Below are 24,161 nucleotides of genomic sequence, written 5' to 3'. Positions count from 1 at the left end.
GGTTTAGGTTATGGGAAAAAAAGACAAGAAAAAAACGAGTTCTAACGAAGCGTTAGAAACGCGTCAAACCTCTGATATAGGCTGGTTTTCTACTCAATTTCAGGAACACCCCGTTCGTGGGCTGACACCTCAAAAACTACACCAGTTATTAACGAATGCCGAAAGCGGTGATTTAAGTGCTCAGGCTGATTTATTCTGTGACATGGTTGAACGGGATGCTCACTTATATTCAGAATATTCAAAGCGTAAACGCGCGGTTACTTGTTTAAATTGGGGCGTAAGAACTAGAAGAAATGCAACCCCTGAAGACGAAAAAATTGCAGCAAATCTAGCTGATTATTTTGATGATTTTGAAGGCTTTGAACAAGTTTTACATTCTGCTTTAGATGCCATCGGACACGGCTATTCTGCTCAAGAAATAACATGGGAGAATCAGGACGGAATATGGCTGCCTAAATCTTTCGAATTTAAACTCCCGCGAATGTTCACAACAACTGCCGATAATCCTAATGAATTAAAACTTGCAACAACTGGCGGGGCTGAAACACTTTGGGCTTTTGGATGGTTCGTTCATAAGGCTCAGGCAAACAACGGCTATCTTGCTCGAACAGGACTGCACCGTATTTTAGCCTGGCCTTTCTTATTTAAGAATTATTCTGTTAAAGACTTAATGGAGTTTCTAGAGATTTACGGCCTGCCTATGCGAATAGGTAAATATGCTGTTGGAGCAACTGAAGAAGAAAAGACAACTTTACTAAGAGCGGTCATGACTCTTGGTAGAAATGCTGGAGGGATTGTTCCACAGGGCATGGACATCACTTTTGAGGAAGCGGCCAAAGGTACGGCTGACCCTCACATGGCAATGATCAAATGGTGTGAGCTGTCGCAGTCAAAGGCGATTCTTGGAAGTACGCTTACCAGCCAAGCTGATGGAAAGTCCAGCACAAACGCTTTAGGGAAAATTCATAATGAAGTTCGTTGGGAATTAACCGAGTCTGACGCTTTACAACTTGCGCGATCAATAAATGATTCAATCATCACTTATATCATGCAGATCAATTATCCAGACATACCGCCTCATCGTTACCCACAATTCTATTTTGACCTTACTCAAAACGAAGATTTATTAGTTTATGCGGAAGCCTTGCCTAAACTTGTTGATATTAATTTGGAAATTCCAATTGATTGGGTACATCAAAAATTAGGCATACCAAAGCCAGAAAATGAAAAAACAAAAATTCTAAAACGCTCTCCTGCTGTTAATTTGGCTGCAAATAGTTATCAGCCTTTTATGCAATTTGCTGGCTCGTCAGTGGTAAAGGATCAACCACAATTGCCGTTAGAAGAACAAGCTTTACTTAGTCTGCTTAATGAACAATCAGAACAAAGCCAGGAAGTCGCAGAAAAATGGCTAAGCGGGTTAATGGCAAATCTTTTAAAAGGTGAAACGCCTGAAGAAGCTTTAGAACTACTGGCAAATGCTTACCCTAATGAAGATGAGCCAGCACTCCAGGAAAGACTTTCAAAGCTGATTTTTGCTGCTGAAATATTCGGCAGATTAAGTATTGATGCGGAGGATAGTTGATGCCCACCCCTCAGAAACCTGAACTAAACGCATTGTTTAATTTGCCTCCAGCAGATGCTATCGACTATTTGAAAAAGAAAGGTTTTAAGCTTGGGTGGGATTGGCACGAGACTTTAGATAACGCCCATAGTCGAGCTTTTACAGTTGCAAAGATTGCAAAAATAGACCTTTTACAAGACATTCGAAAATCATTAATTACGGCATTGGAAACTGGTCAAAGTTTTGATAAATGGAAAGATCAGCTTGAGCCTACATTAAAAGAAAAAGGATGGTGGGGCCGTAAAACTGTAATTAACCCCGAAGGCCGTGAACAAGAAGTTCAACTAGGTAGCGTTAGAAGATTGCGTACTATTTACGATACCAATATGCAAAGTGCATTTGCTGCTGGAAGATATAAAGCCATGATCTTGGGGGCTGAACGCCGCCCATATTGGGAATGGAGACATATATCTGTTAAGAACCCTAGACTAGATCATAAGGCTTTAGATGGGCTATTACTTAGATACGATGACCCTTTTTGGAGTGTAGCTTATCCACCGTGTAAGTTCGGCTGTAAGTGTCGTGTTACTGCCCGATCCGCTCGTGAAGTAGAAGGAAAGGAAATTTTAAGCTCTGAGGGCCACCAATCAGAGGTTACGGAAATCATCGGTAAAGACCGCAATACTGGCGCTGATATTGTTGCAAAACGGACGCAATTTAATATACCGACAAAAGATGGAGAGTTATCATTTTCCCCAGCGCCAGGCTTTAACGGTTCTCCAGCTACTAGCCATCTAATAGATAAAGTTTTATCTGATCGGGCAATCAAGTATTTAGGTAATGAGCAAGGCTTAAATTTGATTGAAGAAATCGTCACTGCTCCCAATCGCTTAAAGGGACATGAAGCTTTTATTAATAACGCCTTGAGCTTTGGTAAAACGCAGAAACAAACAAGTACAGTGGGCGTAATCAAAAGCAGTGAAGTGGATTTTTTAAAGTCTAAAAATGTGACTGTAGAAAGTCCCATCATGATTATTAGTGATCACCTATTAGTGGGCCAGAAAGCGAATAGACATGGTTCGGCTGGTAATGCGCCAACAATACAAGAATGGTTAACGTTACCTCAGCACTTAAAGAAACCAGATCAAGTGGTGTGGGACGTTAGTAATGAAAGTGTCTTGTTCCTGCTTCCTGTTTTGAATGAGAACCAAACAGAGTATTCAGACGAGTTTTTGAAACTTTCAGTACGTTCAAAAAATGGAGTAATGGAGATTGTTAGTATTTTTAAAGTTCAGAAAAAAGCGATCAAAGATGGACTTAAAGCAAAATTTTATGAGGTTATCAGATAGGAAAGAATGGCGGATGACTTGCACATCATAATGCTGAACAGTGATGAACTGAACCGCAACCTTTCTATTAGGAAACTACCATTCTTCTATGAGTATAAATTATGAACAGTGTAAATTTCAACAATAGTGAATTAACACGTATGTTTAATGCTGCTGCTGACAAGCTCGATGATCCAACTGAATTGGGCCACGCTATAGCAAACAGCTTTTTAACGATTGTTGAGGATAATTTTGATTCTGAAGGACGTCCAGCCTGGCACAGCTTATCGCCCGTTACACTGGCAAGAAGAAAGCCAGGTAAAAAACTATTTCAATCGGGTTCATTGCGCCGCAGTGTAAGCACCAACGTAACGAGAGATAGTGTTGTGATTGGTACTAATGACCCCAAAGCGCCTACTCATCAATATGGCGCTAAAAAAGGTCAATACGGAAGAACTAAGCGAAATGCCCCAATTCCCTGGGGGAATATTCCAGCCCGACCATTCCTTCCAATGAATGAAAATAATGATCTACAACCAGAGGCGGAAGAAGCAATTTTTGATGATGTAAGTTATTTCTACGGAAAGTTATTCTGAAGGTGCACGTAAAAATACGTTAGATAGCCGTTAGATTCTTTTATTTTTGATACTTGGGAGCTGTGATAATGAATCATAGCTTTTCACCAATCCCCCCTCTTAAAACGCCTTAAAACTTAAAAATTAAAACCTAAAAATTAGGAAGCTTTTCCAGTCTTTTTTATCAGCTCATTTTTCCATACTGAAGTCTCTGAAATTTCATACTTCAAATTATGAATAAGACTTTACTTGCAGCGACATGTTCATTCGAATTACCAGATTTTCAGGATTACTTAGTTTTAATCCCTGAAGGCATCTTTCGAAGTGAAATTGACGGACGCCCTTATGATGCACCTCACTGGATTCTGACTCCAGAACGAGGCCATTTAATTGCGGCAGCTCTCAATCAGCGTGAAATAGATACTGTAATTGATTATGAACATGCCACTTTAAAGTCTAAAAATAATGGAGAGGCCGCCCCAGCCGCAGGCTGGTTATTAGCTGGCGGATTTATTTATAAAGAAGGAGTCGGATTATGTAGCTCTAAATTTGACTGGCTAGAAAAAGCAAAAGCTCATATCGAGGCCAAAGAATATAAATATCTATCACCCGTATTTTTATATAACAGTGCTGGTGAAATCATCACCCTCATTAATCTTGCTTTAACAAACACTCCTGCAATTGAAAATCTGCAAGCAAAAATTGCTGCCGCAGCTCAGGAGTTTTTTGCTCAAAATTTACAGGATTCCACAATGGATGAGTTATTAGAACATTTGCGCTGGATGCTTAATTTGCCTTTGGCCGCAACTCCAGAAGAAATCAAAGCTGAGTTGTCAAAGCTTCAGCAACAAATTACTGAAAAAACGGGTGTGGCTGTTGCAGCTAATAGCCAAAACCTTTTTGACGCTGTAGCCGCTATTGACCAACTTAAAGTTGCCGCTAATAGCCAATCAATAGACATGACTAAGTTTGTGCCAATGGATGTATATCTTGAGGCTAAAAATGAAGTTACCCAGGTGGCACAAAAAGCCCAAGCAAAAGAACTCGATGATCTGATTCTGGCCGCTTGCTCAGATGGCCGCTTAACAGGGACTAAAACAATTGACTGGATTAAAAAACAAGCTGTTGAAAATCCAGAATTTGCAAAGGCCCATATTGAGGGCTTGCCCAAAATGGCTGCTTTAACTCAGCAGCAAACAAAAATCAGCCCAACCACCCCACCTTCAACGGACTCGTCTGACCCATTGCAAGAAGAAGTTTTAAGTGCATTAGGCGTTAGTAAAGCAGACGTTGCCAAGTACGGAGCTTAAACATGACCGCTACTAATGAGCCAATCAATACCGATTACCGTGATGGAATTTTAATTCCAGTCGCCCTGGCAGCATCTACAGTCGTTCTTATGGGTACGTTTGCTGTCGTCAATGCTGAAGGTTACGGGTTAGCGTCTTCCGCAGTCGGTGGACTAGATCAAGTATGTGTTGGTGTCTGGGACGCTGATGCAGAGAATACTGGTGGAAATGGTGAGGCCGTTGGCCTTGTTCGCCGCAATAAGCAATTCCTTTTTGCCAACTCAGCCGCAGACCCAGTTACTCAGGCTGTTTTAGGAACGCAAATCTATATCGAAGATAACCAAACCGTCGCAAAAACTGATGGCGCTGGTACTCGTTCGGTTGCTGGGCGTTTTATGGGTTTTGATGAAAATAACAATGTTTGGGTGGAGATCCATTAATGAAATTTACAGCAGAGAATGCAAAACAGGTTTTGGCTCATTTATTCACGGGCATTAAATCTACTTTTAACAAGTCTTTGAATGAGACAGAAGCAACTTGGCAATTGATTGCCACTGAAGTTCCTTCTACTGGATCGGCAGAAAATTATGCCTGGTTAGGCAAGTTTCCAAAACTGAAAGAATGGATCGGTGAAAAGACAATTAAACGTCTGGAAGGACACGGGTACACAATCAAGAACCGAAGCTTTGAATCTACAGTTGCGATTCATAAGCATGAAATTGATGACGGTGAATTAGTAGGTGTCTCGACAATTTTTGCCTCAATGGGTGAAGAAGCAAAACAGTTTCCACAAGACTTGGTTTTTGAAGCTTTAACAACTGGCTTTAAAAATAAATGTTATGACGGCAAACCGTTCTACGCTACCGACCACCCTTATGGTGAAAAAGGTAAACAATCTTTTTCTAATAAATTAACGAAAAAATTGTCATACGCAAGTTTAGCCGACGCAGAGGCAAGCTTTGGCGCTGCCGTTGAGTTGATGACTGGCCTTAAAGATGAAAATGGTCGTAGCCTCAAAATTAAGCCTACGTTATTGGTTGTCCCGCCTACGTTAGAAACAACGGCTACAGCCCTTATGACTGTTTCAAAATTCGCAGATGGTACAGAAAACATCTACAAGGGCAAAGTCGAAGTCCTGGTCGATGCTGGCCTTGAAACAGATACCGAATGGCATTTATTGGCTACCAAGAAAGTGATTAAACCGATCATTTTCCAAAACCGTAAAAAGCCTGAGCTTGTTTCAAAAACAAGCTTGGAGTCTGACGACGTGTTTAATCGTGGCGAATATGCTTTTGGTGTTGAAGCTCGCGGCGCGGCTGGTTACGGCTTGCCACAGTTAGCAGTTGGATCAACTGGTACTACCTGATTGTAAGGGGATTAGGAATGGCTTATGTAACTCTTGAATTAATGATTGAAACGTTCGGTGAAAAAGAGCTAATCAGGCTTACTGACACTGAAAGACCTTATACCCAAGCAATCGTAATGCCCAAGCTTATGCGCGCGATTAATGCCGCAAATAGTGAGATTGACGGATATATGACTCGTTACCCTCAACCGTTAAAAGTCATTCCTCCTTCCCTTCAAATGACTGGCTGTGACTTAGCGCGTTACCACGCCTGTATTGGTAACGCAGTTATGAGCGAAGAAATTGAGAAGCGTTATGACAAAGGCGTTAAAAATTTAGAAAAACTTTCTAAAGGTTTAACAAGTCTAGGCGGTTCTCCAGCGGGTGAAAGTAAACCATTACCAAGCTCAAAAAATAGCGTGGTACTCAATGTGGGTAGACGCGATTTTGGAGGGAATAGCTGGTGAGTTCTGAACTTGATCTTGCAGTTATTGAACAAGCAATGAAAGACCTTATGGCCGAGCAAGTTAAGTCGGGCAAGTGGGACTGGTTATCTGAAGGCGCGATAGTTAGCTATGGCGGTGAATTTAATGATGACTTTGAGGAAGTCGTTAGATTATTTCCCGCTATTTGGGTGACGTTTAAAGGCAGCGGTAAACCCAAAAAGACTGGCTTTAACCAGACAGAATATCCAATCACTTTTGTTGTTCTAGTTGGCTCGCATTCCACAAAAAATGAAGAAGCCCAACGGCATGGTGACGCCGATAATATCGGCACTTATCAAATGCTGGCGAATGTTCAAAAACTGCTTATTGGTAACGATCTATCAAGTGAAGGTATTGAAGGACTTGCTCATTTTGAGCTTGGCCCAACCAAAACCATTTTTAACGCAAAAACTCAAGGATTAGCAGCCAGCGTTCTTGCTCAAGAATTTCATACTGAATACACAATCATTGCTTCAGATCGTGACCGCGAAGAAGAAGCAACCGAAGCTGAATTGCGTGTTGTTAATGTCGATTACTACTTTGCGCCGAATGACGGGATTAGTGACGAACAAGACACCGTGAATTTAAAGGAAAAATAAGCCATGACAATTCCTCAAATTAAAACGCCAGGGAATTATTTCGAAGTAAATACAAATACCCAGCGAACAGGTTTACCAGCAAATAACCATAAAGTGTTATTTATTACCAATGATATTCAGTCGCCCCCACTACTTGAACCTGATCAAGTAATGCCCACTCAATTGGGGGGCGGTAATTTAATGCCTGTAGATATTTATGACAAGGCTCAAGCTGATCGTATTTTTGGTAATGGGCCTGAAGCTCCACCAAGTGAAGCAGCACGCATGATTACAGCCGCAATTAAGACGAATAATCTTGTGCGAGTGCAATGCCTGGGAAAGCGACTACAGGTGTCGTAATAAGCTGTTCTGGCGCAACTAATTCTTTCAAGTTTGCAATGGCCGTTAGACAAAATACATCGCCTGCCCCCGACGCTCTAGTAACTATTGTTGACGGAGTGGAGCTGCCATTTGATACGCCACCATTGGACTGGAGTGCTTCAAGAATATTGGAGGAAAATTATCCCTATGAAGTGCCTGAAGGCTTCACTGTAGGTTCGGGAGTCTCACAAATCATCAACTTGGATAATATACCTCATCGCTTTGAGGTCAGATCAAGAAGTGATGATTTGCTGGTTTTTCTTTATGACAACCCGACAGCAATTAAATTGGATAATGCAAACAAACACGTTGGCGCGTGTATGGCTCCAGGCTTATCAACAAACATTAATTTTACAATTGATGATAATGGGTTATTTCCTGCTGATGGTATCTATTCTGGCACTCTTTCACCGCCTGTTCTCAATGCCGATATTTATTTCAAAATTGAGAAATACACATTAGACGGGATTTTTGCTGGAGTTATAGCCACTAATAGCCGCGATGAGGGTATCTATCTTAGCGAAGATGGTTCGCATTGGTATGCAAATTTAAACAATCCTAACGGCTGGATGCCACGACCAGACGCCAGTAGTTTTCAAGATGATGCTAAATATGTAATCGCCATAAACGGGAACCGCGCTCAACGTGAATATATCGTTGATTCATCTTTAAATTGTGAACCTACAATACTTGAAATTCCAGCTTTAACGATTCCAGAAGTCGGCAAGAAGTATACATATTCATATCGAGTTAATGGAGGCAACGTAATCACACTTGAAGAAACTGCTGGAGGTGCGCCTTCGCAAACAGTCTTCACAAACATTCTCGCTTATTACGGATTCTTTAGTGACTTAGTAACCAGCGATACAGGGCCAAGAGCTTTTAGAGCTAAATATGGTGAACCAGTCAAAGGCGGTTCACGTACTGACCCGAATTTTATCCAGGCTCAATCAAACACGATTGAATTTTTATTAACTGAAGGCGCAGAACACGACCTGATTAAAACCATTTTTGGTCAAGCGGTAACAATCCATTCTTGTGCGATTGTAGATTGGAAATAAAAAGGAATAGAGATGAGTACCATTCAAGAAGTAATTGCTCCACTCGGTCATACTATCATTGCGTTATCTTCCCCTCCTAATGATGAGGTAGGAGACAATACTATCCGTGCATGGATTGACCATATTAATTCTGTCGGAAACCCAATTAACCAAAAGCCTGTTATTTTGGTGATTCCCTTTTCTGATGTAGAAGAAGCGGAAAATTATGCAGCTCAAGTTGATGTTGAAACATCATATCGCGTGCTTTGTGTTTGCTATCATGGGGCGTATGGTTATGAACCAGAACTGGCAGCGGCAATGGCAGCGGCATTAGCAGATTCGAATGATCCTGCTGTCCCTTTTAATGGCGTTAATCTAGGCGGCATTCCCGCTGTTGAGGATCAATATCGACTTACTTTTGAGCGTATTGAAGCAGCTTTAAACAATGGCATTTGTATGATTGATACTGGCGCAGATGGTGTACCTGAAATCTTGCGAGCCATTTCAACTTATCGTGTTAATCCTGATACTGGAATTGAAGATGATTTAATGCTTGATATTAATGGAGCTTTAATTGTCGACTATACACGCAAAGTAATTCGTACTGACCTTTCAAAAGAGCGCCGACGTAAAAATACGGCTGCCCAGCGTCGAAATGTACGCTCAATTGTTCTAAAGCGTTTAATTCAGTTGGAAGATGCTGAAATATTACAAAATGTTAGAGCAAATGCAGACCAACTTACGGTAACTGAAGACCCTAATGATCGTTACCGAGCCAATGTTTCGATTCCTACTGATTGGGTGCGAGGTATGCACGTTATTGGTACAACTTTAAATATTTATTAACTCGTTAGAGTTATCAAAAAGGACTGCTTAGGCAGTCTTTTTTTATGGAAGTATTTCCACCTGTATTAACTGACCTATTCAAGAAAAATAGTCCTATCAATACTAGAGGTTAAAAAAATGGCTAAGAAGGCTGTTGGTTTAATTGTGATGAGTGTCGATGGCGAAGATTATGCTTGTTCAGACTTCGGATCGACTAAGGCTACAGGTAAAAAACCTGTACCAACAATGAACCGCACGGGAAAAATTCAGCATACCGCTTCAGGAATACAAACCTACCAGTTGCGTGTTTCTGTTGTGATCCCTGTAGGAAAGGACACCGTAGATTGGCAGAACATTGAAGATGCCCGTATCTCTGTCGAATCACCTGATGGCGGTTTCCGAGAGACTTACATTGATTGTTCTACAGTCGATGTATCGGATAGTTATAACGTTAATGGTGAAACAAGACGTGATTTAAACATGTTCTGTTTAGACTATTTAGATGAAACATTCTGAGGTTAATATGCAATTAGGCGTAACTGATTTTTTACCTGTGGCCCTAACTATTTTAGTAGAAGGTAAACCTTTAAGCTCTAATAAAGTTGAGCTTATTGACATTAATGCGACAGACCTTTTAAAAGCGCGTTCGGCTTCAGTTGGCGGGCAATTTTTACATTTAATTGATCTTTCTGCGAAAACTAAATTGATTGATGCGGATGGGAATAAACATAATATTCCTTACGAGGTTATCGCCAACGCCTCCAGTACAGTTCTCAATCAACTGGAAAGCATGGAAGGCGAGCTACTTGCAAAGCTGAAAGCCGAGAGTATAGAGACGTAATTAATACTATTAACTTATTACAAAGTTGCGGTATGGATATTCTAACTGCTCAAAAAATGCCAATGCTTCATGCATTGGCTTTTTTATCAGAACGAATGAATCTACAAAATATGCTCAATAGCGGGCGGCAAGACAATACCCGTGAAGACCCTAGTGCGGAATATGAAGCATTTCAAAAGCATTATAGTTCAGAAGCAAGACTACCCAAAGAAGGCGGTGAAGAATGAGTAATTATAACGTTTCACTCACTTTGCAGTTGAAAGGCAATGGCGGACAAGAATTAAAAAAAATCTCTGATGAACAAGTTAGAGCCGCAAATAATATTAATGCTCAGTGGATGCAAATTGGCTCTGCTCAGGCTAGATTTGTTAATACGGCAAGAACTGGTACACAAGTTACCCTTAATACAGTAAAGGTGAGTGATCAACTATTAAGGACTCACAGAACCGTAGAGCAAGTTTTAGAGCAGCAGACTAAGCAGGCATCCATTCAAGCCAAACTGTTGGCACAGCAAAAATCTAACGCTGAACAAATGGCTGTATTTATGCGACGGGTAGAAAAAGCTTCTGAAGGAACATCCGTACATGCCACAAGGACTTCAAATACCTGGAAAGAAACCGCTACTGCTGTTCTGAGTATATACGGCACTATGCAGGCCATTAATGCCCTTAAATCAACTGTTACCTCGAACCTAGACTTTGAGCGTGATTTAGTTGAGATGAAGCAGAACGCGGGCATGTCAAAAGCCCAAGTTGAAGAAATTAGAAAGCTGGCTATTTCTGCGGCCCCTACTACGTTACAAAGCCCGCAGGACATTCTGATGGGTGCAAAGTCATTTGCCAGAGCTGGTGATAAATACTCGGATATTAAAGGCAATACTATTGAGGCAGCACGTGCCGCGACTGTATTTAGGGCAAGTCCAGAACAGATCGCAAATATGGATTTCGATTTACGGACAAAAATGAAAGTTCCTAACTCAGAAATCCCAGCCGTGAATAACATGCTTTATTATCATGGTAATGCAGGACGTTTTGAGGCTCCAAGTTTTGCCCAATTTGCCCCTGAGATGCTGGCAGCAATGAGTAATGTCGGTGTAAAAGGAAAAGGCGGTATTAACTTTACTGGTGCATTGACACAAGTCTTAATGAATAATGCGTCAGTAAACGAGCCAGGTAAAGTTAAGACTTTTATCGAACAAGGTTTAGGCCATATCACGACACCACACTATGTAAAAGGCTTGGCGAAATACGGTATTGATGTGCCGAAATATATGCCTAATGGTCAATTCTACGGTGAAGATGGTACGCAGGGCCTCCTTGATTTAACTGAGGCTATGAAAAAGAAAGGATTAACAAACCCTTTTAAGCTTGCAAAAGCGGGATTCGCAGACCAAGAGACACAAAAGTTTTGGCGCGCGATGATGCAATATTCTGACGAGATTAGAGCGGCAATGAAGAAAGGTGACTTAGCCGCTAAAAATGATCAGATCGGGATTGACCTTAAAGAAATGCAGGACACTAATTTCGGGAAGGTTAAAAAGGCTCAAATCACAACTGAACAATTAAAGCTTGGGGACGCTGGACAGGACGTTACTCAAACAGCAGCTAAGGGCGCACAATTCTTTTCAAACAATCCGATCACGACTGGCCTGCTAACTGCGACGGCTGGTGTCGGTGGATACTATTCTTATTTACAGTTTAAAAATACTATTCCTCAAATGATGGATGATATTAAAGCTGGTTCAATTTATAAGAATATGCCTGACACAGTAGTGCAGAAAACAGCTCTTGGCATCAATGAGCGTGTCCCAAACACTGCTAAAGTTGTTCCTGAAATGGCGGGCCTAAAAACGGCTGCGAAAATTGCTGGCCGTGTAGCGACGCCTTTGACGGTGGGTGTAGGCGCTTACGATGCATACGACGCTTATAAAGACCCTAATCTTACTCAGAAACAAAAAGACGTTAGATATGGTAAAGCGGCGGGCGGTACTGCTGGCGCGTTAGCAGGCGCTTGGGCGGGCGGTCAAGGTGGCGCTGCACTCGGCACAGCTATTTTCCCTGGTGTCGGTACAGCTTTAGGCGCATTACTCGGAGGGATTGGCGGAGGTATCGGGGGCTGGTGGATCGGTGATCAAGCAGGTGGAAAAATTACTGAGACAATAACCAGCTCAAATGAAAATCAAGTTGATGCAATTAAGAATCAAACCGATGTATTATCACGCAAACTAGATACTTTGATCAGCGCGACAAATAATAGACCTGCGGCTAGTTTCCCTGGTTTATCAATGCAATCATTATCAAATAGTGCAGTGACCGAAGAAAAAAGGCACGGTGCAATACCATATAAATTAGGATAATTTTAAAGGGGACGTTATGCGGATATGGTTAACAATGGTTATTACTTGGAGCTGGTACTGCTTTATTAATAAAGAATATGCAGCTAATTTAAGTAAACCACTTTTGGAGCAGTTGGATATTATTCCAACTAATCATTTCTTTGCCTGTGTAATTGTTTTCGCTTTAATCTATCCAGTAGTAAATATGGTTTTGGGTTTTGTCGATACTTATGCCAAGAAAAAAGAGCTTTCTAAGACTTAAATTAAAGGAAGTGTTTCCACATGAATTGGATCAAGTTTTGACAAAAAATAACCTCACTATCAGTGAGGTTTTTTTATGGGCTGGAAAGATGATCTGCAAGATGCAAGTTTTAGAGGGGTAAAGTTTGCATGTACTTTAACCAGTGATTCTGGTTCCAAAACTCTTGCTATAAAACAGGCCCCTTATACTAATAAAGCAAAAATTGAAGACATGGGAAATAACCCTGATCGTATTCAAATTGACGCTATTTTTGAGGGGGATAATTATAAAGTATTCCTTGAGGCTTTATTGGCCGCAATAAAAGCGACTGGCCCTGGTGAACTGATCCACCCTATCTACGGTTTAAAGAATGTCTACGTTGATAATCATTCTGTTAATCATGTTGCGGATGAAATCAATTTTTGTCGTGTGTCGCTATCTTTTGTGGAAGCTGAAAGCAAAGACCGTCCTTTGTTTATACCTGTTTCAACCACAGCAAAATTAGACTCTAAAAAAATTATAGATTCGCCTTTGAAGACGTTAGAAAAAGAATTAGATAATTTAAAAAGAACGAATCCTAATAACTTTTTTACTGTCGTTAATAATATTAGGAAAGGTATAAATACTGCCCGTCAATATGTCGGTTTAGTAAAAAAGACTGTTAATAACCTTTTATCTCCATCCGAATTAATTACTGGCCTAGTGGATGATGTAACTAGGTTAGTAACTTTTGATACCAGCATTTCAGCTATTACAAAATGGAAGGATTTATTTAAGCGCATACAACGTTTTGAGAAGCTTTTCACAGGTGATGATTCCCCTGCCGAATTAAAGCACGTATGGCGCGCTGTTAGAGTTGCTAGTGTTGTTGGAGTAACCCAACAAGCCATTGAAACTTTGAAAAAAGAAATGGCTGATAACGACGATTTAAGCTTTACACCGATTGATCTAAATATTATCCGACAACAAAACCGATCTGTTCTACAACAGGCAATTAATGCTGAAAGAGAACAGTCGATAACAGATTTAGAGTTTGAATCAATCGCTCAAATTCAAATCTATAAAAATATTGCAGATCAAGTGCATTTGCAGATTCAAGAATTAATCGAAGTACGCCCGCCCTTGATAAAAACAACTGTCCGTGTGCCTTGCACAATGCATTTTTTAGCGCATTTTCTGTACGGTGATTTTGAACGCGCTGACGAAATACAACGCTTAAATCCTGACTTGCAACTTCCTTGCTTATTACAAACAGGTATGGAGCTTAATGTCTATGCACGATAACTCAGGAAAAGAAATCCGACTTCTTATCGGCGGTTATGAGATTAATGATTGGGACAATGCCTCAACAGATAGCCAGATTGAAACGCCTGCTGAAGACTGGAGTTTAACTCTATTTAGGAAAGAACCTAACGCCCTTCCGAAATCTATTCACGGGGGGATCGCAATTCAGCTTCTTTATGGGGATGAAATTATTCTAACGTCTGTTGCAGACAAGGTTTCTGAATCAATAACTCGTAATGGCTACAGCCTAACAATTTCTGGCCGTGATCTAGCAGGCCAGCTTATCGACTGCTCTGTTCCTATATTCAACGGTAAGCAACTAACCTTAGAAGAACTATTAAGCCGTTATATTCTCGCTGGCGACCTCAGTTCATTAATTCATGACATAAAAATTCAAAATGACAAATGGTTAAAAAATAAAGTATCTGTTGAGCCAGGCGAATCTATTTGGGACGCTGTTGCAAAAGCCGCCCAAGTTACGGGACAGCATGTTTGGCTTGATGAGGTAGGTACATTAAATATTGGTGATCCTTTTGCTAAACCTTATCAAGTCAAAGAAGCTTTACGCTTAATGTGGCCGTTAGATAATTTTAATAATGTATTAGAACTTCATTACGACAATGATGTTTCAGGTGTCTTTACCGACATTCATTTAATGGGGCAAGATGCTGATGCAAATAGCATCGTTTCAAAGGTAACCTCACCTACGCAGTACACTCATAAAAGACTCAAGATCATCACACTAAATGATATTGAGACCAAGTCAGAGGCAGATGCTACTTTAGAAAAAATAAAAAGAGACAACGATTTAGAAGCATTTAATCTCACAGCACTTGTGGACGGATGGACTATTGACGGTAAGGCTTGGAAAACGGGCTGGTTCGTAGACGTAGAAACAAATGCTCTTTCTAACGCCACTGCAAAATGGGCTGTTTTAGGACGTACTTTTAATCTCTCCAGAACTGACGGTAAAACAACAAGACTGACTTTAAAACGCCAGGGCGATTGGGCACAGCCTTTAATTTACAAAGAGCCGCAACCGAAAAAAAAGAAAAAAAACAAGAAAAAAACTGAGGAGACTGCTGAATGATTAGCGCTATCAAATCTCAAGTCCATAAAGCCATTAAACAGATTCGTTTACCTCTAAACGGACTGATTGCTCGCGGCGGCTCTAAAACTTTACAGGTTAAAGGTCACGAAGGCGAAGTACTCCAAGATATTGAGTTAATTCAGCAGATTGGATTCAACTCTTATATCCCTGATGGCGCAAAAGTCGTTGTTATACCTCTTCAGGGAAAGACCTCTAAATCCATTGTTATAGGCACTGCTGGCGGCACTGTAGTTGTCAATGTTGGAGAGGGAGAAACTTGCGTTTATGACCAGTTCGGACATCACGTATTGCTCAGGAAAAACGGCATACAAATGAAAGGTGACGTTGAAATCATCGGCGGCGGTTTAACCGTTGAAAAAGGCATTCAATCACAAGGTGATGTATCAGACAAAACAGGCTCAATGCAGCAGATGAGAGTCACTTATAACATCCACCTACATGGCAACAGTCCTCTACCTTCTAAATTAATGGAGTAATAAATATGGGAACTATAAATTTAGAAACTAAAGATTACGTCCTAATCAGTTTAGACGCAGCTTTTAATGACGATATTGTCCAAAGCGTTTGTTTAAGGTTAGGCGTACACCGAGGCAAATATTGGGCTGACCCTAACTTGGGAAGCCGCCTTTATCTTCTCAAAAGATCGAAAGATGTACCGAGAATGATTCAACTGACTCAACAGTATGCGGAAGAAGCTTTAGAAGACTTAGTACCTGGTCGCCTGCAATCTTTAACAGTGAAGGCCAGCCAATCCACCAAACAAGGGATTGATTTAGCTATTGATATTGTGCGCTTAACAGGCGAAGCGCAATCAATTCCATATTTCGTATCTTTAGGCGGTTAAAATGGCTTATTCAATTAGAACTTATAACCAGATTAAAAACTTAATTACTCAGGAAATCCGTAATAGAACTGGTTTAACTGTTAAAGATGATTCTGATGCGGGTATTCGCGCTGACGGAACGGCTTCCGTTGTAGAAGGACTTTATCATCATCAAATTTACATCCAAAGACAGCTTTTTATTGCCACAGCGGATGAACCATTTTTATATATTCATGCAGAAGAATTAGGACTCCCGCGTTCTGGAGGTGATCAGGCTTCAGGTACGGGCCTAGCAAAGTCAAATATAGACTTAGTAATCCCCGCAGGCAGCAAGCTAACGAATGGCAGATCATATTATTGGACTGTCGTTTCAGACGTAGAGTTACAGGCCAATATTCCTAAATCAATTGATGTGATTGCAGATCAAGTCGGTGCAAGCTGGAACGCTTCAGGTTCACTTACGTGGGTAAGCCCTCAAGCTGGACTTGAAGGGAATATTACTGAGGTATCTATTGGCGGGGGTACTGATGGCGAAGAACTTGAGGATTGGCGCACAAGATTATCTGAAAGAAAGCAATTGGGTATCTCACGTGACCGTAAAGCCGATTTAATCAAACTGCTTGAAGACATTGAAGGCGTACAAGACGTGTACCCATACCCTAAACGACGTGGACTAGGGACTTTTGACGTGGCTATTACAGCAGTAGGAAATCCGCCAACTTTGCCTAGCCAGGCTTTAATAGAAACTGCACAAGCTGCTTTAGATGAATACGCAGGCTTTTGGGTAGGCGGTGAGTGGAAAGTCTACTCTCCTTCAGAACAACTTGTTTCAGTTACAGCGGTAATAACAGGCAACGCTAATTTAGTCGACGTTCGAAATGTTATTAAAGACTATTTTGCTGAGCTTGCACCAGGGAAACCATATTTAGCAGCAATACTTTCCTCAAGAATCGTGGCATTGGCTGGGGTTACAGATTTGGCTTTAACTCCATCTCAAAATATCACCCCTTCTGTAGACTGGATGCACACACGCTGGTTGAGATTAGGTTTATTAACGGTGAGTGCAGCGTGATGACTTTAGAACAAACAATTAAGCAATATGCGCTGGTTTTACGGCAACTTTTACCTCCTGGCATGTACGACAAAGCACCGAATACAATCATTAATGACGATGTTTATGCGCATGCTAAAGCATTAGCTCAATGCGATTTAGACGGCAAACGCTTGTTAAATGTTTTGGAAGCAATTCCACCTGAATTGCTTGAGGAATACGAGAGAGAATATGGCTTACCGTTAAAATGCCAGACGAATGTACGGACATTCGATGAGCGATTAGAGCTGGTACGCTGGATCAGAAGTACAAAGAACGTGTTTAACAAAACTTACCTTGAACAGCTTTTAGCTATTTTTAACGTTCAATTAGTTGAGCTTGTTACTTTTAAACCATTCAAATGTATTAGTGCTTGTAATGCTCCCGTAAATACTGAGCAGCTTAGATATAAGGTCAAGTTAAAGCTTCGAGAACCTGTACTGGCTGATATGGACTGCATTATTGAAAACTATCTGCCAGCTTTTTTACGTTATGACTTGGAGTATGTTTAATGAATCGTATTGATGGAGTTGGTGCACGTCCCAATTTGAATGGTATTGGAAAAAATGGCTTTCATGACAATGCCGATTTACCCAATCAAGATGCTACACATTTAACACCAAAATGGTTAAACCAAGTACAAGAAGAACTTTGCAATCTTCTGGAAAAAAACGGTGTATCTTTAAACGACGGATTGCAAGACCAGCTTTATAATTTACTGGCTACTGAAGCTGATTTGTTGGCGCTTGCTACTGCTACGCAACAGAAATTAGACCAAGAAAAAATAGAACGGCAAGATGCTGTTAACTATGTTCAACAAAATTTGAATGATGCTATTAATGTCGTCCATGACAGAATTAATGCCATTAGCAGATTGATTATTAGGCCGCTTAGTAGCGCAACTACAAGATACCCTGTTCATTATCAAAACAACCCAATCAACTATGATGCTGTTTTAATTAGCGCGCATTATCAACCTGGTGGTGTGTTAAAGCAGACAATGAGAGTGCACTCTACTCTTGGAGATGCGAACTTACACGTTTATTTACCTGTCGCCTCGGCCGCGATTGTACATATCAACACGACCTACCAATCTGCTGGTTACGGCAGCAAGGGTGATGATGATAGTTATAGCCGTCTTGTTGATCTCTATGAAGAAGGCCCTGTAGGTGCAAAACAGAATGTGATAGTTGTTAGAACCGACTACGTTAGTCCAGAAGACCCTACAAGCATTCACCGCTGGATATGGATCGAAGTTACCAGCGCGGGATATACACAAGTCGTTAATGACTTAAATGACTATCCTTATAGTCGCAACAATTAAGTAAGGCCGTCGTTATGTTTAAAGAACGTGATTTTGAAACAGGGCAAGTTGTCCATAAGCTGAATAATTTAAGTCGAACGAATGAGTCCTTAGAATCCACGATAGAAGATTTATCAGAATCCAAACTTGATAAGATTGATTATAAGAAACTTCATCTTGGGACTTTCACCAGTAAAGCGGCGTTAGATTTAGCTTATCCTGTAGCAGAGGACGGCAATTCAGCAGATATTGATAGCGGTTCAGGCTTCGATATTATGCGCGCTATATGGGACGCTACAGATCAGAAATGGGTTGTTCGCGAGGTTAATAACGCATCTAATACAGATCAGGTTCCTGAAGGAAGTTCTAATTTATACTTCACCAGTGAACGCGTTAGACAAACGCCGATAGGCGCGTTAGATTTTTTAGATAGTTCACGCATCGGCCCTAACGATTCAATTAATACTATTGCCCGTAAACTGCAAGCGCAGCTTGACCGTTTAGCACCTAAATGGATTCCTATACAAGATATTAGTGAATGGGTTAACCCTGAACTAAATACTGCACATCCTGCGCACCCTTTACGCTTTGCTATAATCGGAGGGGTTTTATTTGTTAGTGGTATCTTCTATTTAGGCGGATCAGACTTCAACTTATGCAGGCTAAAGCCAGAATACAAGATGTTTAATAATGCTGGAGTAAATGGCAATAACAATTTAGAGTCTGTCAAATGCACGGTGTTGGTGACTGGTTCTGTTAATACCTTCTTTTCGCAATGTCCTAGCGGTCACGCCATCGGCAATATTGCTCAAACGTATGACAATATCCAGAACCTACGCACTTCTCGCGTCGGCGATTCAATGATCGTAAATGGATTTCTAGGTAAGCTGATACATTTTCAGTAAGATGATAAGCGTTAGAGTTAAAGTGCAAAATACACTTGCTCTAACATTTTAAAAAATATACTAATTTAGTGCAAAATAACCTATAAAATATTAGTGCAAAATCAAATATAATTTAGTGCAAAATTCGCCGAAAACTTACATAAAAACAGCATAAAACTTGCATATCATTCCAATCATCATGTTGAGCATATAAATCGCCATGTCGAATTCAAAAGATAAACTTGAAGGCTTACCTCGTCTACTTGATCGCTTCGGTCACTACGCAGTTGAAGCCTTTCATTATTTAGCCCTGTTTATTATCGGCTGTATGATTGCATGGTCAGCCGTACATACCGTGATTGAGATTCTGACGGTTAAACAATACGCCACCATTGATGATATCTTGCTGTTGTTTATCTATCTAGAACTAGGCGCCATGGTCGGGATTTATTTCAAGACCAATCATATGCCAGTGCGCTTTCTGATCTATGTCGCGATTACTGCACTGACCCGTTTGCTCATTGCTGATATTCAGCATAATCATAAAGCGTCGATGGATTTAGTCATTACCACAGGTTCGATCCTGATTTTGGCAGTTGCGATTCTGGTGGTGCGTTTTGCATCGTGGAACTACCCTTCTGTGATTCGTGGCAAAGATCAGGAGCAACAATTGCCTTCCAATAAAACGCCTCGACCGCAAGATGATGAATTGGCATAAATAAAAAAAGCAGGCGGATTGCCTGCTTTTCTCATATGAGGATTATGCCACTCGGAAGATACGATATTTGGAATCAACCAGTACATATTTGCCTTGTACCTGCATCCAATTATAGCCACGTGGTGGCTGATAAAGGCGATGGTAGCGATAATTGGATACCATATAACGATTACTACGGAATTCTGACGGTAAACGCTCACCACGTTTGAAGTTGATACGTTGACCATAATGATTACCGCGATCACCATTTGACCAGCGCGGTTGTTCACGGTGATCATGTCGATGGTCATAACGATCATAGCGCTGATCATAACGGTCTTTATGATCATTATTCCAACGGTTTGAATCTGCCATTGCTGATGCAGATACACCGAGCATGAGTGTTGATACAAGCAATACGACGGTCTTTTTCATTGTTTGATCCTCTGTTTTTTCGATCTGAAATCAGATTAAGAAAAACTCTAGGAGAAAGCATGAATAAAACTCGCGACATTGCAAAGCTTTGTAATGAATAGCGAGAAATTGTGGAGAATACTCTCTATTCAAAATTTAAAAACAGATGTCAAATCAGCGAATAATCTCAATGGTAAAGTTATCATTGGTCACTAAAAGATAACGTCCATCAACGACCACCCAATGTCGACCACGTGGCGGTTCACGCAAAGAATAATAATCCCAATCCCGCACTACATAGCGCTCGCTACGGAACTCACCCGGTAATTCATTTCCCACCACAAAGGACTCACGGCGATAGCTGCGGTCATATTGAGTCTCTGGATAATATTCAATCCGAACGCCGGGGCGATGGTTCGAATGAGGATAATAGTTATTTTGATTCGGCTGATAATAATAGCCTTTCGGTGGCGCAGTGGGTGTCGCGCGCTGATTCGAGAACGCAAATGGGTCTTGCGCAGGCGGCTGATAGGCAGGTGTATTCTGATGATAAGAACGGCGTTCTACCCCGCTATATCCACCCCACGCATTATCGGCATAGCTCATTACAGGGAGACCGCTGAGTAGGCAGACCAAGCCATAGATATAAAGTTTAGATTGCTGCATCATGATCTCCCAAAATCAGAGTATGCTTTTATTTTAGAATAAAAAATAAGCGCCACTGTTGTAATAATATTTTTTCAGACTAACTGTTTAATTCCATGGATAAAGAGCAGCTCGCTATAGCCTCTATGAGATATGTTAGAATCAATTTTTTGGTTTTGAGGCAACATCTGTGGCTGAAATGAATTTTGATCGTCTCTATCAATTTTTCTGTAAAGTTCCTAGCGTACAAGAATCCCGTATCGTGGCGCATGGTGCAGATGGTCAGCATGCATGGTGGTTTAAGTTCAATATTGATGTTGAACATCCATTAGCATGGCAAACAGTTCAGGAACTGGGACATGTCCTCAATTATTTATCGACGAATGAGCGTCTTCCCACCCAATTTTTCCCCGTATCACCACCGCCCTATATGAACGGTGAAGCCAAAGATTTTCTGGCTTGGGTGATCCAGTGTAATCATCCAGAATTTAGCCCAGATATCGTCTGTGACTGGTTAGAAGCGCGTTTACCTAACCCTGTCGATGATGACAGTCAGTGGAAAATCAAAACCGATTTAAGTGAACTGGATCAGTTAGCAGATAAAGATCTGGATCAATTAATTCCACCGAGTCCTTAATTTTTTATTGATCGTGTATTTCTTTCAACAAGCTGAATACCAAGTAAACCTCCAAATTCAGCTTCTTGAACTCTCGTTCTGAATCACGATAAGTCGTAACCCAAATATTCTTGTGGTGATTCAGAATAAGGTAAAATCAGATAATTATTTTTTAAAATCAAGTCTTTCATTGCCTTTTGATGAGATAAATCTAAAGGATAAATCAAAGCGAGATCCTGAATTAAATCTTCAATTTTTTCTGCATTAAAATCTGCTGTTTTGATCCAGCCTAACAACGCCGCTCCAAGTCCAATAAATTCGAAGCCATAATGCTGCATTTTCTGAATTAGCGCATAATTCTCAAAAGGATCAAAATCACAAGAAAAATAGCCATTCGGCATCATCGCCAACTTCAATGCTTCTGTTTCAACAACAGCCACTTTAACCATGATTTCAGTATGAGTAGAGATCAATAGATGTTGATTGAAATAAACGAGCGCCTCTAGATCACTTTCATCATAGTGCTGCATTTTTCCAGCCAAGCTTTCAAAGCTCCGCTGGTGATCTAGATGACTCAGCTGTTGCACATGATGTTGAAACAATAAAGGTGTGACAATATTACTTTCAATCAGAAGACTGTCTCGACTTCCAAGATCTTCGATTCCTTCAAAATATTGACGATCGTCGAAATAAAGTTGCTCACCCAATTGAGCATGCATAGATGTGTATTCTGCCTGTGCCCTATCATCCAGAACCAGAAACACTTTTTTAGGGTAAACCTCCTGTTTAAGGGAGCGATAGCATTCCAAGAGTTCTGCCCAACTTTGAATTTCAACAATATCTGCATAATGATTGAATTGATGTACATCTAAATCAATCTGCTCATCCTGTCTGATATTGAGTTTAATTTTCGCCATTGTGTAGAACTCTATTTATGCTGAATTAAAAAGTGGATAACCCTGACCATTCCATAAAACGATAGATCCAGTATTTTACTTTTGACTCATCAGCATATTTTGCATAATCCACTGTGATTTGACGTGCATTGGCATTACTCCATGCTGCATCAAAGTATTGCCCGGCATCTTTAAACACTGGCGCTTGTGCTGAACCAATCACACGCATATCAGTTTCAAGATTATAGTTTTTCAGATTACGTGCCGTTAAGTTGGCAGAACCCAGAATCATCTCAGCTTGCTGTGCATTGTATTTAAGCAACATCTTGCTATGGCACTGTTCACCACGAGTATCGCACCAACGAATTGGAATACCAGCAGCATTGAGCTCTGATGCAACTTGGCGATTCGGCATGCCATTCTTCTGACGGCCAAATGCATCTTTATTCGGATCGATCATGATACGGATGTTGACACCACGTTGCTGCGCTTGTTTCAGTGCTTCAATAATATTGCGTTCCGACAAATAGAACATCGCCATATCCAGATGCTCTTTACTCTTGGCTGTCTGAATCATCTTCAAGATGCCATCATAAATGGCTTTTTCAGTCAGCACTTGCACCTGCGGCAAGGTTTTGTCTTCGCTCACCCCACCCATAATCACAAAAGGACTAGACCCCTTTGACATGTTGGCAACGGCTTGTTCAGTCTGTAAGACATCAATCGCGGTTGGCCCATCCACCACCAGTGCAACATTACTATGATGCGAACTGCCATCATGCGGATTGGCAGAGGTCACCAAACTTTTCCAGCCCTGTTCGGTATCAACCACCAAAGTTTTACGATGATTGGCCTTGAAGTTGAATAACTCCAGATAACTACGCAAGGTAATTTTTTCATCACCAAATGGGCTACTTAACCAGCCACCTTCAGGATTATTACCCAAATTCTGACAGCAGATATACCAAAAACCTGACCAAAGCGGATTAGAAGCGCGCAATGGTTTTAAATCGGTTTCGATCACATCCACACCTGCTTGACGCAACTGTAGATAATGTTTCGGTGTCATCCCGCCATAAACCGAATTAATCGGATCGGTTATCACCACAACTTCAACATTTGGATGCAAACGACGCTTAACGATCAACGCATCTGTCAACTCTTGCATCAAAGGAAATTGCTTAACCTTTGACTTTCCCACTTCCTGATTAAACAGGAACATATCCAGCACAATCGTGGTCTGTGCCTGATCAATTAAATGGAAGACTTCCTTGAAAATATGCTGATCGACCTGTTGCTGGCCTTTTGCATCGATATAGGTCTGATCGGCTAGAAATTTCACATTGGCATGACGCAACTGCCCAGTAAAATCCAGCCCTTTCGGGAGTGGTTTTACTGTGTGGTAGACTGCCGAAGCAATGTACCCAATCGCAAAAATACTCAATATGACTGCCATGTAACGTCGACCTGACCAGTTTAATTTTCGATGGATTCGTTGGAAGATACGCATATAAACAAAAAAAGCCCTAGCCTAATGGTCTAAGGCTAGAGCTTATACTTTGATTTTTCAA

At 40.9% G+C, this 24,161-nt stretch carries 30 protein-coding genes; 26 read left to right on the top strand and 4 right to left on the bottom strand.

The window, feature by feature from the left end:
• Positions 1–10 precede the first annotated feature (10 nt).
• The 25 genes from IEV36_RS04325 to IEV36_RS04205 all read left to right on the top strand — a co-directional run bounded on the left by IEV36_RS04325 (position 11) and on the right by IEV36_RS04205 (position 20,040).
• On the top strand, positions 11–1,585 hold the full coding sequence (locus IEV36_RS04325) for a DUF935 domain-containing protein (protein ID WP_005259498.1): 1,575 nt from the start codon (positions 11–13) through the stop codon (positions 1,583–1,585).
• Positions 1,585–2,913, top strand: a complete 1,329-nt coding sequence (locus tag IEV36_RS04320) for a phage head morphogenesis protein (RefSeq protein WP_005259501.1) — start codon at positions 1,585–1,587, stop codon at positions 2,911–2,913. Before IEV36_RS04325 ends, IEV36_RS04320 begins: the two co-directional genes overlap by 1 nt.
• 101 nt (positions 2,914–3,014) lie before the next feature.
• Complete coding sequence (locus tag IEV36_RS04315) at positions 3,015–3,488, top strand: phage virion morphogenesis protein (RefSeq protein ID WP_005259503.1); 474 nt, start codon at positions 3,015–3,017, stop codon at positions 3,486–3,488.
• A 212-nt stretch (positions 3,489–3,700) separates the two neighbouring features.
• The gene (locus tag IEV36_RS04310) at positions 3,701–4,777 is read left to right on the top strand and encodes a phage protease (RefSeq protein WP_005259505.1); all 1,077 of its coding nucleotides are present in this window, start codon (positions 3,701–3,703) and stop codon (positions 4,775–4,777) included.
• 2 nt (positions 4,778–4,779) lie between these two features.
• Positions 4,780–5,196, top strand: coding sequence for a hypothetical protein (locus tag IEV36_RS04305; RefSeq protein ID WP_005259507.1), 417 nt, complete (start codon positions 4,780–4,782; stop codon positions 5,194–5,196).
• The gene (locus IEV36_RS04300) at positions 5,196–6,122 is read left to right on the top strand and encodes a Mu-like prophage major head subunit gpT family protein (protein WP_005259508.1); all 927 of its coding nucleotides are present in this window, start codon (positions 5,196–5,198) and stop codon (positions 6,120–6,122) included. The genes IEV36_RS04305 and IEV36_RS04300 overlap by 1 nt, the downstream gene beginning before the upstream one ends.
• Positions 6,123–6,139: 17 nt before the next feature.
• The gene (locus IEV36_RS04295) at positions 6,140–6,568 is read left to right on the top strand and encodes a gp436 family protein (protein WP_005259510.1); all 429 of its coding nucleotides are present in this window, start codon (positions 6,140–6,142) and stop codon (positions 6,566–6,568) included.
• 35 nt (positions 6,569–6,603) lie between these two features.
• On the top strand, positions 6,604–7,185 hold the full coding sequence (locus IEV36_RS04290) for a phage protein Gp37 (protein WP_050560028.1): 582 nt from the start codon (positions 6,604–6,606) through the stop codon (positions 7,183–7,185).
• 3 nt (positions 7,186–7,188) lie between these two features.
• The gene (locus IEV36_RS04285) at positions 7,189–7,524 is read left to right on the top strand and encodes a hypothetical protein (RefSeq protein WP_005259513.1); all 336 of its coding nucleotides are present in this window, start codon (positions 7,189–7,191) and stop codon (positions 7,522–7,524) included.
• Positions 7,525–7,562: 38 nt separating this feature from the next.
• Positions 7,563–8,606 carry a hypothetical protein gene (locus tag IEV36_RS04280; protein ID WP_155757693.1) on the top strand — a complete coding sequence of 348 codons (1,044 nt, stop codon included), beginning with the start codon at positions 7,563–7,565 and terminating at the stop codon, positions 8,604–8,606.
• A 12-nt stretch (positions 8,607–8,618) separates the two neighbouring features.
• Positions 8,619–9,431 carry a phage tail sheath C-terminal domain-containing protein gene (locus IEV36_RS04275; protein WP_005259517.1) on the top strand — a complete coding sequence of 271 codons (813 nt, stop codon included), beginning with the start codon at positions 8,619–8,621 and terminating at the stop codon, positions 9,429–9,431.
• Positions 9,432–9,548: 117 nt separating this feature from the next.
• On the top strand, positions 9,549–9,926 hold the full coding sequence (locus tag IEV36_RS04270; protein ID WP_005259519.1) for a hypothetical protein: 378 nt from the start codon (positions 9,549–9,551) through the stop codon (positions 9,924–9,926).
• Positions 9,927–9,933: 7 nt separating this feature from the next.
• Entirely contained in the window at positions 9,934–10,251 is a 318-nt protein-coding gene (locus IEV36_RS04265) for a hypothetical protein (protein ID WP_005259521.1), read from the top strand.
• A gap of 32 nt (positions 10,252–10,283) precedes the next feature.
• A complete protein-coding gene (locus IEV36_RS04260) occupies positions 10,284–10,478 on the top strand; it encodes a hypothetical protein (RefSeq protein ID WP_005259523.1) in 195 nt (64 codons plus the stop codon).
• Positions 10,479–10,666: 188 nt separating this feature from the next.
• Positions 10,667–12,607 carry a phage tail tape measure protein gene (locus tag IEV36_RS04255; RefSeq protein WP_188393542.1) on the top strand — a complete coding sequence of 647 codons (1,941 nt, stop codon included), beginning with the start codon at positions 10,667–10,669 and terminating at the stop codon, positions 12,605–12,607.
• 16 nt (positions 12,608–12,623) lie between these two features.
• Positions 12,624–12,848: a hypothetical protein gene (locus IEV36_RS04250; RefSeq protein ID WP_005259527.1), complete on the top strand. Its 225-nt coding sequence runs from the start codon at positions 12,624–12,626 to the stop codon at positions 12,846–12,848.
• Between the two features lie 75 nt (positions 12,849–12,923).
• Entirely contained in the window at positions 12,924–14,111 is a 1,188-nt protein-coding gene (locus IEV36_RS04245; RefSeq protein WP_005259529.1) for a DNA circularization protein, read from the top strand.
• Positions 14,101–15,201, top strand: coding sequence for a phage baseplate assembly protein (locus tag IEV36_RS04240; RefSeq protein WP_005259531.1), 1,101 nt, complete (start codon positions 14,101–14,103; stop codon positions 15,199–15,201). Before IEV36_RS04245 ends, IEV36_RS04240 begins: the two co-directional genes overlap by 11 nt.
• Entirely contained in the window at positions 15,198–15,698 is a 501-nt protein-coding gene (locus IEV36_RS04235; RefSeq protein ID WP_005259532.1) for a phage baseplate assembly protein domain-containing protein, read from the top strand. Before IEV36_RS04240 ends, IEV36_RS04235 begins: the two co-directional genes overlap by 4 nt.
• 5 nt (positions 15,699–15,703) lie before the next feature.
• Positions 15,704–16,066, top strand: coding sequence for a phage GP46 family protein (locus tag IEV36_RS04230; RefSeq protein ID WP_005259534.1), 363 nt, complete (start codon positions 15,704–15,706; stop codon positions 16,064–16,066).
• Between the two features lies 1 nt (position 16,067).
• Entirely contained in the window at positions 16,068–17,117 is a 1,050-nt protein-coding gene (locus tag IEV36_RS04225) for a baseplate J/gp47 family protein (protein WP_005259536.1), read from the top strand.
• Positions 17,117–17,647: a DUF2313 domain-containing protein gene (locus IEV36_RS04220; RefSeq protein ID WP_005259538.1), complete on the top strand. Its 531-nt coding sequence runs from the start codon at positions 17,117–17,119 to the stop codon at positions 17,645–17,647. The genes IEV36_RS04225 and IEV36_RS04220 overlap by 1 nt, the downstream gene beginning before the upstream one ends.
• Positions 17,647–18,459 carry a hypothetical protein gene (locus IEV36_RS04215; RefSeq protein ID WP_005259540.1) on the top strand — a complete coding sequence of 271 codons (813 nt, stop codon included), beginning with the start codon at positions 17,647–17,649 and terminating at the stop codon, positions 18,457–18,459. The genes IEV36_RS04220 and IEV36_RS04215 overlap by 1 nt, the downstream gene beginning before the upstream one ends.
• A gap of 14 nt (positions 18,460–18,473) precedes the next feature.
• Positions 18,474–19,343 carry a hypothetical protein gene (locus IEV36_RS04210; RefSeq protein WP_005259542.1) on the top strand — a complete coding sequence of 290 codons (870 nt, stop codon included), beginning with the start codon at positions 18,474–18,476 and terminating at the stop codon, positions 19,341–19,343.
• A gap of 199 nt (positions 19,344–19,542) precedes the next feature.
• Entirely contained in the window at positions 19,543–20,040 is a 498-nt protein-coding gene (locus tag IEV36_RS04205; protein WP_004775490.1) for a phosphate-starvation-inducible protein PsiE, read from the top strand.
• A 42-nt stretch (positions 20,041–20,082) separates the two neighbouring features.
• Here the strand turns inward: IEV36_RS04205 and IEV36_RS04200 are convergent, their stop codons facing one another.
• Positions 20,083–20,454, bottom strand: a complete 372-nt coding sequence (locus IEV36_RS04200) for an RcnB family protein (protein WP_004775491.1) — start codon at positions 20,452–20,454, stop codon at positions 20,083–20,085.
• A gap of 153 nt (positions 20,455–20,607) precedes the next feature.
• A complete protein-coding gene (locus IEV36_RS04195) occupies positions 20,608–21,099 on the bottom strand; it encodes an RcnB family protein (RefSeq protein ID WP_005259547.1) in 492 nt (163 codons plus the stop codon).
• A gap of 178 nt (positions 21,100–21,277) precedes the next feature.
• Here IEV36_RS04195 and IEV36_RS04190 point away from each other — a divergent pair, with 178 nt between their 5' ends.
• A complete protein-coding gene (locus IEV36_RS04190; protein WP_032864114.1) occupies positions 21,278–21,715 on the top strand; it encodes a hypothetical protein in 438 nt (145 codons plus the stop codon).
• A gap of 83 nt (positions 21,716–21,798) precedes the next feature.
• Here IEV36_RS04190 and IEV36_RS04185 read toward each other — a convergent pair whose 3' ends face one another.
• Positions 21,799–22,611, bottom strand: a complete 813-nt coding sequence (locus IEV36_RS04185; RefSeq protein WP_005259550.1) for a hypothetical protein — start codon at positions 22,609–22,611, stop codon at positions 21,799–21,801.
• 25 nt (positions 22,612–22,636) lie between these two features.
• Positions 22,637–24,100: a phospholipase D family protein gene (locus tag IEV36_RS04180; protein WP_155757694.1), complete on the bottom strand. Its 1,464-nt coding sequence runs from the start codon at positions 24,098–24,100 to the stop codon at positions 22,637–22,639.
• Positions 24,101–24,161 lie beyond the last annotated feature (61 nt).

The organism is Acinetobacter vivianii (genome assembly GCF_014635885.1).
GTDB classification, from domain to species: Bacteria; Pseudomonadota; Gammaproteobacteria; order Pseudomonadales; family Moraxellaceae; genus Acinetobacter; species Acinetobacter vivianii.
The sequence above is the reverse complement of the archived record's forward strand: the minus strand, read 5'-3'. Positions and strand labels throughout refer to the sequence as shown.

Coding starts and splice junctions, on each gene's coding strand:
- IEV36_RS04230 (WP_005259534.1), top strand. CDS start 15,704: ATGGGAACTATAAATTTAGAAACTAAAGATTACGTCCTAATCAGTTTA.
- IEV36_RS04225 (WP_005259536.1), top strand. CDS start 16,068: ATGGCTTATTCAATTAGAACTTATAACCAGATTAAAAACTTAATTACT.
- IEV36_RS04195 (WP_005259547.1), bottom strand. CDS start 21,099: ATGCAGCAATCTAAACTTTATATCTATGGCTTGGTCTGCCTACTCAGC.
- IEV36_RS04305 (WP_005259507.1), top strand. CDS start 4,780: ATGACCGCTACTAATGAGCCAATCAATACCGATTACCGTGATGGAATT.
- IEV36_RS04290 (WP_050560028.1), top strand. CDS start 6,604: ATGAAAGACCTTATGGCCGAGCAAGTTAAGTCGGGCAAGTGGGACTGG.
- IEV36_RS04275 (WP_005259517.1), top strand. CDS start 8,619: ATGAGTACCATTCAAGAAGTAATTGCTCCACTCGGTCATACTATCATT.
- IEV36_RS04325 (WP_005259498.1), top strand. CDS start 11: ATGGGAAAAAAAGACAAGAAAAAAACGAGTTCTAACGAAGCGTTAGAA.
- IEV36_RS04235 (WP_005259532.1), top strand. CDS start 15,198: ATGATTAGCGCTATCAAATCTCAAGTCCATAAAGCCATTAAACAGATT.
- IEV36_RS04180 (WP_155757694.1), bottom strand. CDS start 24,100: ATGCGTATCTTCCAACGAATCCATCGAAAATTAAACTGGTCAGGTCGA.
- IEV36_RS04245 (WP_005259529.1), top strand. CDS start 12,924: ATGGGCTGGAAAGATGATCTGCAAGATGCAAGTTTTAGAGGGGTAAAG.
- IEV36_RS04200 (WP_004775491.1), bottom strand. CDS start 20,454: ATGAAAAAGACCGTCGTATTGCTTGTATCAACACTCATGCTCGGTGTA.
- IEV36_RS04215 (WP_005259540.1), top strand. CDS start 17,647: ATGAATCGTATTGATGGAGTTGGTGCACGTCCCAATTTGAATGGTATT.
- IEV36_RS04210 (WP_005259542.1), top strand. CDS start 18,474: ATGTTTAAAGAACGTGATTTTGAAACAGGGCAAGTTGTCCATAAGCTG.
- IEV36_RS04260 (WP_005259523.1), top strand. CDS start 10,284: ATGGATATTCTAACTGCTCAAAAAATGCCAATGCTTCATGCATTGGCT.
- IEV36_RS04315 (WP_005259503.1), top strand. CDS start 3,015: ATGAACAGTGTAAATTTCAACAATAGTGAATTAACACGTATGTTTAAT.
- IEV36_RS04205 (WP_004775490.1), top strand. CDS start 19,543: ATGTCGAATTCAAAAGATAAACTTGAAGGCTTACCTCGTCTACTTGAT.
- IEV36_RS04320 (WP_005259501.1), top strand. CDS start 1,585: ATGCCCACCCCTCAGAAACCTGAACTAAACGCATTGTTTAATTTGCCT.
- IEV36_RS04185 (WP_005259550.1), bottom strand. CDS start 22,611: ATGGCGAAAATTAAACTCAATATCAGACAGGATGAGCAGATTGATTTA.
- IEV36_RS04280 (WP_155757693.1), top strand. CDS start 7,563: ATGGCCGTTAGACAAAATACATCGCCTGCCCCCGACGCTCTAGTAACT.
- IEV36_RS04300 (WP_005259508.1), top strand. CDS start 5,196: ATGAAATTTACAGCAGAGAATGCAAAACAGGTTTTGGCTCATTTATTC.
- IEV36_RS04295 (WP_005259510.1), top strand. CDS start 6,140: ATGGCTTATGTAACTCTTGAATTAATGATTGAAACGTTCGGTGAAAAA.
- IEV36_RS04265 (WP_005259521.1), top strand. CDS start 9,934: ATGCAATTAGGCGTAACTGATTTTTTACCTGTGGCCCTAACTATTTTA.
- IEV36_RS04220 (WP_005259538.1), top strand. CDS start 17,117: ATGACTTTAGAACAAACAATTAAGCAATATGCGCTGGTTTTACGGCAA.
- IEV36_RS04285 (WP_005259513.1), top strand. CDS start 7,189: ATGACAATTCCTCAAATTAAAACGCCAGGGAATTATTTCGAAGTAAAT.
- IEV36_RS04270 (WP_005259519.1), top strand. CDS start 9,549: ATGGCTAAGAAGGCTGTTGGTTTAATTGTGATGAGTGTCGATGGCGAA.
- IEV36_RS04250 (WP_005259527.1), top strand. CDS start 12,624: ATGCGGATATGGTTAACAATGGTTATTACTTGGAGCTGGTACTGCTTT.
- IEV36_RS04190 (WP_032864114.1), top strand. CDS start 21,278: ATGAATTTTGATCGTCTCTATCAATTTTTCTGTAAAGTTCCTAGCGTA.
- IEV36_RS04310 (WP_005259505.1), top strand. CDS start 3,701: ATGAATAAGACTTTACTTGCAGCGACATGTTCATTCGAATTACCAGAT.
- IEV36_RS04240 (WP_005259531.1), top strand. CDS start 14,101: ATGCACGATAACTCAGGAAAAGAAATCCGACTTCTTATCGGCGGTTAT.